Origin of the sequence: Pseudomonas sp. IT-P12, from assembly GCF_949767465.1 — a bacterium.
In the GTDB taxonomy this organism is placed as follows: Bacteria; Pseudomonadota; Gammaproteobacteria; order Pseudomonadales; family Pseudomonadaceae; genus Aquipseudomonas.
On sequence record NZ_CATKPY010000021.1, the window covers coordinates 780,285 to 794,829 of the forward strand.

Consider the following 14,545-nt stretch of genomic DNA (forward strand, 5'->3'; position numbering starts at 1 on the left):
GGAGCGAGCCTGCTCGCGCTGCGCATCACTCACCTGCGTATCCGCCTGACACCCCATGCGACACCCCGCCACGCCACGACCTTGGTCGACACTGACTAACGCAGACGGTCGTGCGAGACTGTCTGTCCGGGCGCGCGTCCCGGGTGTCTTTTGTCTGGAGTCTCCATGTCGTTGTCCAGCGGGTTGATCGCCGCCGTCGCCCTGGCCTATATGGCCATCATGTTCGCCATCGCCTTTTACGGTGACCGTCGCAGTACCCCGCTGCCTCCACGCGTGCGCGCCTGGGTGTACAGCCTGTCGCTGGCGGTCTATTGCACCAGCTGGACGTTCTTCGGCGCCGTCGGCCAGGCCGCCGAACAACTCTGGTCGTTCCTGCCGATCTACCTCGGGCCGATCCTGCTGCTGGTCTGCGCGCCCTGGGTCCTGCAAAAAATGGTGATGATCAGCAAACAGGAAAACATCACGTCGATCGCTGACTTCATTGCCGCCCGCTATGGCAAATCCCAATCCCTGGCGATTGTCGTTGCCCTGATCTGCCTGGTGGGCGTACTGCCCTACATCGCCTTGCAGCTCAAGGGCATCGTGCTGGGCGTGAACCTGTTGATCGGCGCCGGTGCCGACGCCATGGGCACCCGGGCACAGGACACCGCGCTGATCGTTTCCCTGGTGCTGGCGCTGTTCACCATTGTGTTCGGTACCCGCAACCTCGACGCCACGGAGCACCACCGCGGCATGGTGCTGGCGATTGCGTTCGAGTCGCTGGTCAAGCTGTTCGCCTTTCTCGCGGTCGGTGCATTCGTGACCTACGGGCTGTACGACGGTTTCGAAGACCTGTTCGATCAGGCCATGCTCGCACCGCGCCTGAAGGAATACTGGAAGGAAACCATCAACTGGCCGTCGATGGTGGTGCAGACCGGCGTGGCGATGATGGCGATCATCTGCCTGCCGCGGCAGTTCCACGTCACCGTAGTGGAAAACATCGATCCGCAGGATTTGCGCCTGGCCAAATGGGTGTTCCCGGCCTACCTGGCGCTGGCGGCGCTGTTTGTCGTGCCGATTGCCCTGGCCGGTCAGATGCTGCTGCCCAGCTCGGTGATACCGGATTCGTTCGTCATCAGCCTGCCATTGGCCCAGGCCCATCCCGCGTTGGCCATGCTGGCCTTTATCGGTGGGGCCTCGGCAGCGACCGGCATGGTGATCGTCGCCAGTGTGGCGTTGTCGACCATGGTGTCCAACGACATGCTGTTGCCGTGGTTGCTGCGCCGCAACAACGCCGAGCGACCGTTCGAAGTGTTCCGCCAGTGGATGCTGTCGGTGCGCCGGGTCAGCATTGTGGTGATTCTGCTGCTGGCCTACGTCAGCTACCGCCTGCTGGGTTCTACCGCGAGCCTGGCGACCATTGGCCAGATCGCCTTCGCCGCCGTGACCCAACTGGCGCCCGCCATGCTCGGCGCGCTGTACTGGAAACAGGCCAATCGCCGTGGTGTGTTCGCTGGCCTCGCCGCCGGCACCTTCCTGTGGTTCTACACGCTGATTCTGCCGATTGCCGCCCACAGCCTCGGCTTGTCGTTGAGCAGTTTCCCGGGCCTGGCCTGGCTGCACAGTAACCCGCTGAACCTGCCGATCACGCCACTGACCCAAGGCGTGGTGCTGTCACTGGCCGGCAACTTCACCCTGTTTGCCTGGGTGTCCGTGCTCTCGCGCACCCGCGTCTCGGAACATTGGCAGGCGGGCCGCTTCATCGGTCAGGAGATCAGCGCCCGCCCCAGCGCCCGTTCGATGCTGGCTGTGCAAATCGATGACCTGCTGCAACTGGCGGCACGCTTTGTCGGCGAAGAACGCGCCCGCCAGAGTTTTATCCGTTTCGCCTATCGCCAGGGCAAAGGCTTCAACCCGAACCAGAACGCCGACGGCGAATGGATCGCCCACACCGAACGCCTGCTGGCCGGCGTGCTCGGCGCCTCATCGACGCGCGCGGTGGTCAAGGCCGCCATCGAAGGTCGGGAAATGCAGCTTGAGGATGTCGTGCGAATCGCCGACGAAGCCTCGGAAGTCCTGCAATTCAATCGCGCCCTGTTGCAGGGTGCCATCGAGAACATCACCCAAGGCATCAGTGTGGTTGACCAGTCCCTGCGCCTGGTGGCGTGGAACCGGCGTTACCTGGAACTGTTCAACTACCCGGACGGCCTGATCAGCGTCGGTCGACCGATTGCCGACATCATCCGCTACAACGCCGAGCGCGGCCTGTGCGGCCCCGGCGAGGCGGAAGTGCACGTCGCACGCCGCTTGCACTGGATGCGCCAGGGCCGCGCCCACACCTCCGAACGACTGTTCCCCAACGGCCGGGTGATCGAGCTGATCGGCAACCCGATGCCCGGCGGCGGTTTTGTCATGAGTTTCACCGACATCACCGCGTTCCGCGAAGCCGAACAGGCGCTGACCGAAGCCAACGAAGGCCTGGAGCGCCGGGTGACGGAGCGCACCCACGAGCTGTCGCAACTCAACGTGGCGCTGACCGAAGCCAAGGGCACCGCCGAGTCGGCCAACCAGTCGAAGACCCGCTTCCTGGCAGCGGTCAGCCATGACCTGATGCAACCGCTGAACGCCGCGCGACTGTTTTCCGCCGCCCTGTCGCACCAGGAAGACGGCTTGTCCAGTGACGCGCAGAAACTGGTGCAACACCTGGATTCGTCACTGCGTTCAGCCGAAGACCTGATCAGCGACCTGCTGGACATTTCCCGCCTCGAAAACGGCAAGATCAACCCGGATATCAAACCGTTCGCGCTCAATGAGCTGTTCGACATCCTCGGCGCGGAATTCAAGGCACTGGCGCGCGAGCAAGGACTCAAGTTCCGGGTACGCGGCAGCCACCTGCGGGTCGACAGCGACATCAAACTGCTGCGCCGGATCCTGCAGAACTTCCTCACCAATGCCTTCCGTTATGCCAGGGGCCCGGTACTGCTGGGGGTTCGTCGCCGTCAGGGCGAGCTGTGCCTGGAGGTCTGGGATCGGGGCCCGGGGATTGCCCAAGACAAACTGAAAGTGATCTTCGAAGAATTCAAGCGCCTCGACAGCCACCAGACCCGCGCAGAAAAAGGCCTGGGGTTGGGCCTGGCGATTGCCGATGGGCTGTGCCGCGTGCTGGGCCACACACTGCAAGTGCGCTCCTGGCCGGGACGCGGCAGTGTGTTCAGCGTCAGCGTGCCGTTGACCAAGGCGCCCGTCGCCACCCCCGTCAATGCCACCGAGCTCAACGGCAAACTCCTCGGCGGTGCGCAGGTGCTGTGCGTCGACAACGAAGACAGCATCCTGATCGGCATGAACAGCTTGCTGACCCGCTGGGGCTGTCAGGTCTGGACCGCCCGCAACCGCGACGAATGCGCAGCGCTGCTGAGCAGTGGCGTACGCCCGCAACTGGCACTGGTGGATTACCACCTGGACGATGGCGAGACCGGAACCGAGTTGATGGGCTGGCTGCGTACCCGTCTGGGTGAACCGGTGCCCGGTGTCGTGATCAGCGCCGACGGCCACCCGGAGACGGTCGCCCAGGTTCATGCGGCGGGCCTGGATTACCTGGCCAAACCGGTGAAACCGGCGGCGCTGCGTGCGTTGTTGAGCCGGCATCTGCCGTTGTGAGGTGGATGGTTTGAGCCTGTAGCGGCTGGACGGGCGCCTTCGCGGTCAGGCTCGCGCCCACAGGCGTGACCCGTGGGAATGAGCCTGCTCGCGAAGGCGTGACGATGCAGCTTTTTTGGCTATCGGCTACTCCGGCAACTCCGCCAACCCGTCCACATCGGTCATTGCCCGCTCCAGCAGGTCGGCCGGCAGGCTTTTGCTGGCCCGCGCGCCCAGCAACTTGAGCTGCTCGCTGCGGCTGACCAGGTTGCCGCGGCCTTCTGTCAGCTTGTTGCGCGCCGAGCTGTAGGCCTTGTCCAGTTGCTGCAAGCGATTGCCGACCTCATCCAGATCCTGGATGAACAACACGAACTTGTCGTACAGCCACCCTGCGCGCTCGGCGATCTCCCGGGCATTCTGACTCTGGCGCTCCTGCTTCCACAGGCTGTCGATGACCCGCAGGGTGGCCAGCAGCGTGGTCGGGCTGACAATCACGATATTGCGGTCGAAGGCTTCCTGGAACAGGCTCGGTTCCGCTTGCAGGGCGGCGGAAAATGCCGCTTCGATGGGCACGAACAACAAGACGAAATCCAGGCTGTGCAGACCGTCCAGACGCTTGTAATCCTTGCCGGCCAGGCCCTTGACGTGGCTGCGCAGCGACAGCACGTGCTGCTTGATGGCAATTTGCGCGATGCCATCGTCTTCAGCCGCCACGAATTGCTGATAGGCCGTCAGGCTGACCTTTGAGTCGACCACCACCTGCTTGTCGCCCGGCAGATAAATGATGACGTCCGGCTGGAAGCGCTCGCCATCCGGACCTTTGAGATTGACCTGGGTCTGGTATTCCCGGCCCTTCTCCAGGCCGGCGTGTTCAAGCACGCGCTCCAGGATCAGCTCACCCCAGTTGCCCTGGGTTTTCTGGCCTTTCAGAGCACGGGTCAGGTTGGTGGCTTCGTCGCTCAGGCGCAGGTTCAGCTGTTGCAGGCGCTCCAGTTCCTTGGCCAGGGAAAAGCGCTCGCGGGCTTCGGCCTGATAGCTTTCCTCCACGCGCTTCTCAAAGGACTGGATGCGTTCCTTCAACGGGTCGAGCAATTGCCCCAGACGTTGCTGACTGGATTCGGCAAAACGCTGTTCGCGCTCATCGAAGATCTTGCCGGCCAGCTCGGCGAACTGGGCACGCAACTCGTCCCTCGAGCCCTGCAGGTCTGCGAGACGCTGCTGATGGCTTTCCTGCTGTTCGCGCAATTCGGCATTCAGGGAGGCGGCCTGGGCATCCAGACGACGCAGCTCTGCCTCTTTGCCGGCGCGCTCGATGTTCCAGGCATGGGAAGCGTCGCGGGCGTCGTCACGCTCGATCTGCAACAGCTCGACCTCACGACGCAGCGCGGCCAGGTCGGCCTGTTTGGCGGCGTTGGCCTGGCCCAGATCGGCGATTTCGTCGCGACTGGCCTCAAGCTGGGCGGTCAGCCCGTCCTGGGCCATTTGGGCCATGGCCAGGCGCTCTTCGAGCAGTGCGACGTCCGACTGTGAGTGGCTCGCCCGACGCTGTAATTGCCAGGCCAGCGCCAACAACGGCAGTGCAGCCCCTGCCAGACCAAGCAACATGCTGGTCAAGTCCATCGCCATCGCCATTCCTGCCCATTCGATAAAACCTGAAGGTTAACCAAGGCGTCAGGTCTTGGACAGCTCAGTCTTCGATCAGTCCGAGTTCTCTCTGCGCGCGCAGATCCCCGGCCCTTGCAGCCTGGCGCAGGAGGTCCTGGCCGATGCGCCGGTCCCGGGCATTGCCACATTCGCGGCACATCAGCTGGCCGAGACGGCTCTGCGCGGCCACGATGCCTTCGCGAGCCGGTTGCTTGAGCAAACGTCCGGCGAGGTGTTTGACGTTGCTGTTCTCCCCCAGGCGCGGGCTGTCGAGCAGCCACTCGGCCACACGCATCGAAATGCGCTTGGGTGGGGTAACACCAGTGGGTTGAGCGGTGACAGAAACTGATACTGAGCGAAACTTCATAAAGCACTGTGGGGCAAATCGGAAGGCGCGCCACTCTACTCTCTTTTTCTTACAGGTAAAGTCTAAAAATTCCCGGCACCCCCGTCCTAGAGCAAGCGCTCGGGACAATCCACAGAAGCTGTGGATAACTCAGTGGACAACCGCCCCGGAACTCGCGCAAAGCCCTGTGGAATGGGGCTCGCAGACAAACTGACGATTTTTTCACCAGTAAAAAAAAGCGATGTTTTTCATTGACTTAAATTTTGCTTGCAGGCAGCCATTGTGCTTGCAAGCTGTATGACAACGAGGTTACAGCTTGCGCAACTAATGTGCACAAGTACCTCCAGGTCGGTTATATCGATGCGCTTTTTCGGCGCATTTTGTTACCCAATCTGGGGATAACCCCAAGCGATCCCTGATGGCCGCTGACTTCCAGCCGACGAACGTCACTCACCGATCGTCGGAATTTGTGCCATTTCGGGGCGAATGAAGTGCTGAAGCGCCGCTCTGCCGGGTGTGCACGAGGCGTATTGAGCGCTTATTTGACGCGCACGCTTTCCTTTTGCCATTCAATCCGTTACTATCCGCGGCGTTAGTACCAAGCTGAAAGTCAATTCTGGTCGAACAAATCCTCCCGGTGTGCCTTCTTACGGAAAGCCCGAACCGAACAAGCGGGATCGACCACCTCGATGGTTTCCAGGTAAATCTTGCGTCAACACGGCCTTTGAATCGAATGCAAAGGGTGTTGCGAAGCTCACTTACTCTGACCGAACCAACCTGCAAATTGATCAGGATCTTCACCCCGGGCCCAGAACCTTTGCCCTTGATGTGTTGCCTGCCCTCCTAAGTACCTACCTGCCAGCCCAAGCGCGCCAATTAATTCAGCGCTTCAAACTGGCTGCTTTGTTCCAGTCGGGTTCTTCGTTCGACCAATGGTGGTCGTCGTTACTGGAACGTTTTAATTTTGCACGGTTCCTATCCGTGTCGCTTGCAGGAACACCTTTAATGACTACTCAAATCCATACCCAGGATGCCATTCGCACCCTAACCAACGCTTTTGCACCAATGAACTGCCTGATCATGGCCGCTCGCAAAGGCTGCTTCAGCTTCACTCTGGTCAACGAACACGGCATCGCTCGTCACAGCGAACGCCTGTACCCCGATCAATACTCCAGCGCAGAGCCGCTGCAGGCCGTGATCGAGCGTACCCGCCAGGCACTGGTTGCCTGACACGCCAGCAAGGCTGAAAACCCAAAAGCCCCGCTTTGACAGCGGGGCTTTTTATTGCCTGAAGTTTCACTTTCAGCGCTCCGGGCCTAAGCACCGATCGATATAACGATTATAACTGCCGATCAGAAATATTTTAAAAACAGTCCTTTACAGCACGAATATGACACTAGACTTCAAGTCAAGCGGCTTGATCCGCTTCCGGCGAGCCTGAGTCTCGATCCACCGCTGCCAACGCTCCCTCTCAGGACTCGCCGACCACTTCAATGTTCCGAGGGTGTTATGGGTATCGCTGCCAGCGAACTGTGCCGTTATGTCATCCGTCCGACCTTGATCTACCTTGGGCGCCATAGCGCAACGGCCGAATCCCTGCTGCTGGGCATCGCCGCCAGCCAGTCAGCCCTGGGTTCCGCCCTGCATGACCGCCGTGGCCATGGCTTGTATCGAATCGCCGAACCCCGCCACCAGGCACTCTGGGACCATTACCTGGCGCTGGATCCGGAACGCGCCAGCCTGGTCCGTGGCCTGGCCAGCCAGCACGCTTTTCTCAGTGGCCCTCACCTCGAACTCACCGTCAACCTGCGTTACGCCACAGCCATCGCCTGGCTGCTGGTGGAAGAACAGAACACTCCGCTCCCCGAAGCCAATGACCTGCTGGGCATGGCGCGCATCTGGCGCCAGACCTTTCAGCCGCAAGGACGCCTCAGAGACTTCACCTACGCCTGGCAAACCTGTGTTTCACCGCTGAATCAGGTCGCCTGCTGATCCGCCCGCCCGGAAAGATCGCGCAACATGTCGCGAATCTGGTTGGATTGTCCTACAAAACCGCTCTAACTCAAGCGATACAGCCTATAGCGCTGGGACGAAAATGTTGGTAATTTCCGCCCCGGTGATCACCAGGAGTTCTAATAATGAAAAAAGTAATGCTCAAAACCACCCTTAGCCTCGCCGTTACCCTGGCATCCACCCAGATCTTTGCGAGTGGCTTTGCCCTCAACGAACAAAGCATCAGTGGGATGGGCACAGGTTTTGCCGGGCGATCTTCAGCTGCCGACGACGCATCCACCGTATTTGGCAACCCTGCCGGCATGTCGCGCATCAAGCGTGAACAAGTCACCGGCGGCGTTGCATTCATCGACGCACACACCGACATCAGCGACGTCAGCTCCCGCCCAAGCGGTGGCACCAACAAAGGTGACATGGTGCCGTTCATGGGCGTACCGATGGGCTACTACGTCAAGCCAATCGATGACCACTGGGCGTTCGGCCTGGGCGTCTACGCGCCATTCGGCCTGGTGACCGACTACGAAAACAGCTTTTCCGGCCGTTACTTCGGCAGCAAAAGCGAAGTCAAGATCGTAACCGTCCAGCCAACCATCAGCTACGCCTTCAACGATGTGGTGTCGATCGGTTTCGGCCCGACCATCAACCGTATTGACGGCAAGCTCGAATCGAACCTGTCGCTCAACCCTGCTGCTCCCGATGGTCAAGTCAAGATCAAGGGCGACGACACCGCACTGGGTTACAACTTCGGCGTGCTGGTGCAAGCCACCGACAGCACCAGCCTCGGCCTGACCTACCACTCGAAAGTGAAATACAAGCTCGACGGTGACACCAAGGTCAACTATGGCGTGCTGGCTGCCCTGGGTCAGAACCCAAACCAGAAGTTTGACGCTTCGCTGGACCTGACGACGCCTGAGTCCGTGGATTTCTCGGTGACTCACAAGCTCGATGACCAGTGGACCTTGTACGCCGGCAGCACCTGGACTCGTTGGAGCCGCCTGAAGGAAATCACCGTTGAAAACAGCGGCGTTCCTGCGGCGCTGGCGGCTCGTGGCCTGGGCACCATCACCGAAGAACAGAACTGGCACGACACCTGGGCGCACGCCATCGGTGCGTCCTACAAGGTGAACAAGGAGTGGGTGCTGCGTACCGGCTTCTCGGTTGACCAGGCACCGACCAACAACGAAAACCGCTCCCCACGCATCCCGACTGGCGATCGCAAGATTTTCAGCCTGGGCGCCGGCTGGAGCCCGACCGATGACCTGACCATCGATGTGGCCTACTCCTACCTGTGGGAAGAGTCCGTCAAGGTCAACAACAGCAACGGCCGCCAGGCTTACAGCGCCAAGTATGAAAACTCGGCGAACGGTTTTGGTGTCGGCGCGACCTATCGCTTCTGATGATGCCGGGCGAGCCTGAGCCACTCGCCACCTGAAGCAAAAAAGCCCCGCTCTCTGGCACAGAGGCGGGGCTTTTTAGTGGCCGTCGATCAGGGTTGCGACGCCAGGGCTTTTTCCACGGCGCCGATGAATTCGGGATCGTCGGGTTTGGTCAGGCTGGAAAAATTGGCGATGACCTTGCCTTTGCGGTCGACGACGTATTTGTAGAAATTCCACTTCGGCGCCGAACTCTGCGCCGCCAGCACCTGGAACAAATGGGTCGCATCGTCACCGCGAACCTTCTGCGGCTCGGTCATGGTGAAGGTCACGCCGTAGTTCACGTAGCACACCTTGGCGGTCTCTTCGCCATCCTTGGACTCTTGCTTGAAGTCATTGGATGGCACCCCGATCACTTCCAGCCCCTGACCCTTGTAGTGCTGGCTCAGTGCCTCGAGCCCCTTGAACTGCGGAGCGAAACCACAAAAACTGGCGGTATTGACCACCACCAGCGGTTTGCCGGCGAAGCGCTGGCACAGGTCGATGGATTCCTTGGCGCGCAGCTTGGGCAGCGAGCCCTGCAACAGCTCCGGACACTCGGCGGCATGCGCCAGCCCGGTAAACGCAACGAGTAACGCCGGAACGGCAAGCCAACGCATCAGCATGTCCAGGTTTCCTTGAAAAGTCTCTGCCATGAACTTACTCGCCCTCGCCTCGTGCTAGCAAGCGCCCATTCCCAATTGCATCAACGCCAGCCCGCCCTGGTGCCAGCCCCACCACACCAGGGCCAGCAGCAGGATGCCCGTCGCCGCCAGGGCGACCCGCGGCCAGAGGCTGTTCATGTCGCGCTCATCTGCGTTTGCAAACGCGCCACGGGCCGTTCACGCACCGGCCAGTTCAGGGCGGCGGCCATCAGGCTCAAGAGAATCGCTACCTGCCAGATCAAGTCATAGCTCCCGGTCCGGTCATACACCACCCCGCCCAACCAGCCGCCGAGAAACGAGCCCAACTGGTGGAACAGGAAAACGATGCCGCCAAGCATGGACAGGTTTCGTACACCGAACAAGGTCGCCACGGTGCCGTTGGTCAACGGCACCGTCGACAGCCACAGGAAGCCCATCGCCATGCCAAACAGATACGCAGTGGTCGTTGTCACCGGTGCCCAGAGGAACAGCACGATGACCACGGCCCGCAACAGATACAGGCCGGTGAGCAAGCGCGGTTTGGACATGCGCCCACCGAGCCAGCCTGCGGTATAGGTGCCAAAGATGTTGAACAGGCCGATCAGCGCCAGCACCGTGGTTCCCACCGTGGCGGGCAGGTGCTGGTCCACCAGGTAGGCCGGCAGGTGCACACCAATGAACACCACCTGGAAACCGCAGACAAAAAAGCCGAACGCCAGCAACCAGAACCCCGAGTGGGAACAGGCTTCGCGCAGCGCCTCGGACAGCGTCTGCTCGTGGCCGACCACGGGCAATGGCTTGTCCTTGAGCATGCTCACCAGGGGCACGATCAACGCCACCAGCAGGCCCAGCACCAGCAAGGCCGCCGACCAGCCCAGCCAGCCGATCAGACCCAGCGTGCCGGGCAACATGGCGAACTGGCCAAAGGACCCGGCTGCGCTGGCGATCCCCATGCCCATGCTGCGCTTCTCCGGCGGCACGGCGCGCCCGACCACGCCGAGGATGACCGAGAACGAGGTGCCCGACAGGCCGATACCGATCAGCAGGCCGGCACTCAACGACAAGGTCAGGGCAGAGTCCGACAGGCCCATCAACACCAGACCCGCTGCATAGAGCACACCACCGATCAGCACCACCTTCGCCGCGCCGAAGCGATCGGCCAGGGCACCGGTGAACGGTTGGGCCAGGCCCCAGATCAGGTTCTGCAACGCGATGGCAAAGGCAAAGGTTTCACGTCCCCAGCCGAACTCGGCACTCATCGGCGCCAGGAACAGCCCGAAGCCATGCCGCACCCCCAGGGACAACGCAAGAATGAGCGCACTCCCCAACAGGACCCAACCGCACGTACGCCACATCGATGTCATTTTCTTATTCTCCGGTCGCGGGTATATACCCGCTTAAGTTTGAACAAACGGGCCTCAGGCCAGTTCATCCAGCAGCTTCAGCAAGGTTTCGCGTTTTTCGGCGCCCAGGCGATCAACCAATCGCTGTTGCGCCGCCTCCCAGGCCGGCAGGGCCGCCGTCAGGCGTTCAGCGCCGGCCTCGGTCAACTTGACGATGCGATTGCGCATGTCTTCGCCCTCGACCAGCGTGACCAGGCCTTCGCCCTCCAGTACCCGCAAATTGCGCCCGAGGGTGCTGCGGTCCAGCCCCATCGCTTCGGCCAGGGAGGAAATGCTCGGTTCATTCAGACGCTGCAGGTTGCACAGCAAAGAATACTGGGCGACGTTGATCCCGAAGCCATCGAGAGCGCCGTCGTAATGTCTGCTGACGCCACGGGCGGCGCGGCGCAGGTTGATGCATAAACATTGGGAGTCGAGCATGGTGCGTGTATATACCCGCGTGTGCGTTAAATCAAGTTACAAGTATCCGGAGGTTTGCTTTCGCCGGCAAGCATCCCTGTGGGAACCTGCTTGCGAAGGGGCCGGTACATCCACCCCATCAACCATCAGACCCAGGCGAGCCCCACCAGCACTGCAACTTCCAGCAGTTCCAACAAAGCCCCGGCCGTATCGCCGGTCGTACCGCCCAGCCGCTGCAGCATCACCCGTCGCAACCAGACGAACACCAGCAGCGCCAACACTACGGCGAAGACACCACTGAGCCCCGCGATCAGCACACAGCCCAACGCACTGATGCCGAGCACCTGCCAGCCGGCACTGCGCGGCAGATGATCGGCCAGCGCCTGGCCCAGCCCCCCCGCCCGCACGTAAGGCGTGGTCAGGAACAACCCCAACAACGCAGCGCGCCCCATCAGTGGCACGATCAGCAGCCATACAGCGTGCTGTTGCTCGATCAGCGCCAGCAACGCGCAGAACTTCAGCAGCAACACCAGCACCAGCGTGACCACGGCGATGGGACCGCTGCGTGGATCCTTCATGATCGTCAGCGTTCGTTCGCGGTCACCAAAACCACCCAGCCAGGCATCGGCGCTGTCCGCCAGCCCATCCAGATGCAAGGCGCCGCTGAGCAACACCCAGGCGCTCAGCAACAACGCCGCGTGCAGCAACGTCGGCGTACCGACCAGCAAGGCATTCAAACTCCACAGGATCAAGCCAAATATCAGGCCCACCAGCGGGTAGAAGAGCAACGAACGCCCCAGCGCCTGGGGTTCCGGCATACCCGACAGGCGAACCGGCAGGCTGCTGAGAAATTGCAGGGCGATCCAGAACGGCAACATGATCAGATCGCTTCCTTGAGGGTCATGTCGGGTTCGACTTGCAGAGAAAACAACGCGCCATGGCCAACCTCGACGTTGAGCAACTGCTCACGGGGCAATCCCCGCGCCTGGGCCAGCAGCAAACGCATGACGCCGCCATGACTGATCAGCAACACCCGCTCACCGGCATGGGCGGCCTGCAGCCGGGCAACAGCCGCCAGCACCCGCGCCGAAAAATCCTCGACGCGCTCGCCTTGCGGCGGCGTAAACGAATAAGGATCAGCCCAGAACAAGCCCAGCGCCTCGGCGTCCGTTTCCATCAACGCCGCTGCGCTCTGCCCTTCCCAGGCACCGAAGTGCAGCTCTTGCAGATCGCACTCCAACTGCACCGGCAACCCCAGTTGCGCCCCGAGCGCCTGCGCGAACCGCGCACAGCGTTGCAACGGCGAGCTGACCAGCCGATCCCACGGCCCCTGCCCGACCACTGCCGCGTGCATCTGCGCCCAACCGGCGTCGGTCAATGCATCGTCGAGGCTGCCGCGCAGGCCGCCACCGCGTTCGGTTTCGCCGTGGCGCAAGACGTCCAGGCGCAAGTTCATGCCGGACGATCTGCCACGGCGGCCTCGGCAAACGTCGCCATCTGCCCGTGCAGGTCGCAAGCCAGACGCAACACCGGCACAGCCAGGGCCGCACCGCTGCCCTCACCCAACCGCAAGCCCAGTTCCAGCACCGGTTCGGCCGCCAGGGTTTCGAGCACATGACGATGACCCGGCTCGGCACCACGATGCCCGAACAGCAGCCACTGGCGAGCCTGAGGGTTCAAGCGCACCGCCAGCAACGCGGCGACGCTGCAGATGAACCCGTCCACCAGCACCGCCACCCCTTCCTGGGCGCACGCCAGGTACGCGCCAACCAGTGCGGCAATTTCAAAACCGCCGAGGTTGAACAGGGTCTGCAATGCATCGCTGCGCTGCGCCCCGTGCAAGGCCAATGCCCGTTCGATGACCTGCGCCTTGTGATTGACCCCCGCAGGGTCCAGGCCAGTGCCCGGCCCCGTCAGGTGCCCGACCGGGCAATCGAGCAAGGCACAGGCCAGCGCACTGGCTGCCGTGGTGTTGCCAATGCCCATCTCGCCGCCAATGAACAACTGTGCCCCTGCCGCAACGGCCCGCAACGCGCTGTCGCGACCGGCCTGCAAGGCGAGTTCACCCTGGGCCCGTGTCATGGCCGATCCCTGGACAAAATTCGCGGTGCCCGCACCGATGTTCAAGTGGCGCACACCCGGCAAGTTCAGCGTCGGCGTCACCGTGCCGAGGTCGACCACTTCAAGGCGGGCACCGAGTTGGCGCGCCAGTACACTGATCGCCGCACCACCGCTGACGAAATTGAGCAGCATCTGGCCGGTCACTTCCTGGGGAAACGCCGACACACCTTCGGCCACCACCCCGTGGTCACCGGCAAAAATGGCGATCCACACCTGATCCAGGTTCGGCTTGACCTGCCCTTGCAGGCCGGCCAATTGCACGGCCAGCGACTCCAGACGGCCGAGTGAACCGGCGGGTTTGGTCAGTTGCTGTTGGCGTGCCTGCGCCTGTTCGACGGCTTGGGTGTCGATCGGTTGGCAAGGGTTCAGCCACCAGGATTGAGTCATAACGCAGTTCCTTTCAAAGTCAGGGGCAAGCCGGCGACGGTCAGCACCACGCGCTGGCAACGTTCAGCCAGCGCTTGATGCAGCCAGCCGGCTTCATCGACATAACGGCGAGTCAATTCGCCCAGCGGCACGACACCCATTCCGGTCTCGTTGCTGACAAAAACGATTTCACCCGGCAGTTGCGCCAGGCAGTCGAGCAGCGCTTCGCGTTCGCGTGTCAGGCGTCCAGCGTCGTCGAGCATCAACAGATTGGTCATCCACAAGGTCAGGCAGTCCACCAGCAGGCAACGGTCGGCACGGGCGTTTTCCTGCAGGACCCGGGCGAGTTGCACAGGCTCTTCGATCAGCCCCCACTCCGCCGGACGACGGGCACGATGATGGGCCACCCGCTCATTCATTTCACCGTCCAGGGGCTGGCTGGTGGCGATGTAGGTCACGGCCAGGCCGGTGTCGACTGCAAGCTTCTCGGCCAGGCGGCTCTTGCCGGAGCGGGCGCCGCCGAGGATCAGTTGGAGCATGGTTCATTCCTTAACTCTTCGGTGAGGCGAAAGCGCCGCTCGA

14 protein-coding genes are annotated in these 14,545 nt (G+C 62.0%); 4 read left to right on the forward strand and 10 right to left on the reverse strand.

All coding sequences use genetic code 11. The features are described from left to right. Positions 1-165 precede the first annotated feature (165 nt). Entirely contained in the window at positions 166-3,636 is a 3,471-nt protein-coding gene (locus tag ACM6IM_RS12570) for a NahK/ErcS family hybrid sensor histidine kinase/response regulator (RefSeq protein WP_414865293.1), read from the forward strand. Between the two features lie 126 nt (positions 3,637-3,762). Here ACM6IM_RS12570 and rmuC read toward each other — a convergent pair whose 3' ends face one another. Together rmuC and ACM6IM_RS12580 are read right to left on the reverse strand one after the other, a co-directional pair. Further along, positions 3,763-5,127, reverse strand: a complete 1,365-nt coding sequence (gene rmuC / locus ACM6IM_RS12575) for a DNA recombination protein RmuC (protein WP_192302828.1) — start codon at positions 5,125-5,127, stop codon at positions 3,763-3,765. Between the two features lie 175 nt (positions 5,128-5,302). Beyond that, the gene (locus tag ACM6IM_RS12580; RefSeq protein ID WP_192302032.1) at positions 5,303-5,626 is read right to left on the reverse strand and encodes a sel1 repeat family protein; all 324 of its coding nucleotides are present in this window, start codon (positions 5,624-5,626) and stop codon (positions 5,303-5,305) included. Positions 5,627-6,610: 984 nt separating this feature from the next. Between ACM6IM_RS12580 and ACM6IM_RS12585 the strand changes: the two genes are divergently transcribed. The 3 genes from ACM6IM_RS12585 to ACM6IM_RS12595 all read left to right on the forward strand — a co-directional run bounded on the left by ACM6IM_RS12585 (position 6,611) and on the right by ACM6IM_RS12595 (position 9,015). Continuing rightward, positions 6,611-6,835, forward strand: coding sequence for a hypothetical protein (locus ACM6IM_RS12585; protein ID WP_008031832.1), 225 nt, complete (start codon positions 6,611-6,613; stop codon positions 6,833-6,835). A gap of 279 nt (positions 6,836-7,114) precedes the next feature. Further along, positions 7,115-7,597, forward strand: coding sequence for a hypothetical protein (locus tag ACM6IM_RS12590; protein WP_192302033.1), 483 nt, complete (start codon positions 7,115-7,117; stop codon positions 7,595-7,597). Positions 7,598-7,743: 146 nt separating this feature from the next. Beyond that, positions 7,744-9,015, forward strand: coding sequence for an OmpP1/FadL family transporter (locus tag ACM6IM_RS12595; protein WP_192302034.1), 1,272 nt, complete (start codon positions 7,744-7,746; stop codon positions 9,013-9,015). An 89-nt stretch (positions 9,016-9,104) separates the two neighbouring features. Here ACM6IM_RS12595 and ACM6IM_RS12600 read toward each other — a convergent pair whose 3' ends face one another. The 8 genes from ACM6IM_RS12600 to cobU all read right to left on the reverse strand — a co-directional run bounded on the left by ACM6IM_RS12600 (position 9,105) and on the right by cobU (position 14,502). Further along, entirely contained in the window at positions 9,105-9,656 is a 552-nt protein-coding gene (locus tag ACM6IM_RS12600; protein ID WP_414865294.1) for a glutathione peroxidase, read from the reverse strand. A 54-nt stretch (positions 9,657-9,710) separates the two neighbouring features. Then, complete coding sequence (locus tag ACM6IM_RS12605; RefSeq protein WP_263864709.1) at positions 9,711-9,833, reverse strand: hypothetical protein; 123 nt, start codon at positions 9,831-9,833, stop codon at positions 9,711-9,713. After that, positions 9,830-11,038: an MFS transporter gene (locus ACM6IM_RS12610; RefSeq protein WP_414865295.1), complete on the reverse strand. Its 1,209-nt coding sequence runs from the start codon at positions 11,036-11,038 to the stop codon at positions 9,830-9,832. Before ACM6IM_RS12610 ends, ACM6IM_RS12605 begins: the two co-directional genes overlap by 4 nt. A 54-nt stretch (positions 11,039-11,092) precedes the next feature. Then, positions 11,093-11,497: a MarR family winged helix-turn-helix transcriptional regulator gene (locus tag ACM6IM_RS12615; protein WP_414865296.1), complete on the reverse strand. Its 405-nt coding sequence runs from the start codon at positions 11,495-11,497 to the stop codon at positions 11,093-11,095. A gap of 125 nt (positions 11,498-11,622) precedes the next feature. Continuing rightward, positions 11,623-12,354, reverse strand: a complete 732-nt coding sequence (locus ACM6IM_RS12620; RefSeq protein WP_414865297.1) for an adenosylcobinamide-GDP ribazoletransferase — start codon at positions 12,352-12,354, stop codon at positions 11,623-11,625. A gap of 2 nt (positions 12,355-12,356) precedes the next feature. Next, entirely contained in the window at positions 12,357-12,932 is a 576-nt protein-coding gene (gene cobC, locus ACM6IM_RS12625) for an alpha-ribazole phosphatase family protein (RefSeq protein ID WP_414865298.1), read from the reverse strand. Then, positions 12,929-13,984: a nicotinate-nucleotide--dimethylbenzimidazole phosphoribosyltransferase gene (gene cobT, locus ACM6IM_RS12630; protein WP_414865299.1), complete on the reverse strand. Its 1,056-nt coding sequence runs from the start codon at positions 13,982-13,984 to the stop codon at positions 12,929-12,931. The genes cobC and cobT overlap by 4 nt, the downstream gene beginning before the upstream one ends. Then, positions 13,981-14,502 (reverse strand): bifunctional adenosylcobinamide kinase/adenosylcobinamide-phosphate guanylyltransferase, encoded by a 522-nt coding sequence (gene cobU / locus ACM6IM_RS12635; RefSeq protein ID WP_201189642.1) that lies wholly within the window; start codon positions 14,500-14,502, stop codon positions 13,981-13,983. Before cobU ends, cobT begins: the two co-directional genes overlap by 4 nt. Positions 14,503-14,545 lie beyond the last annotated feature (43 nt).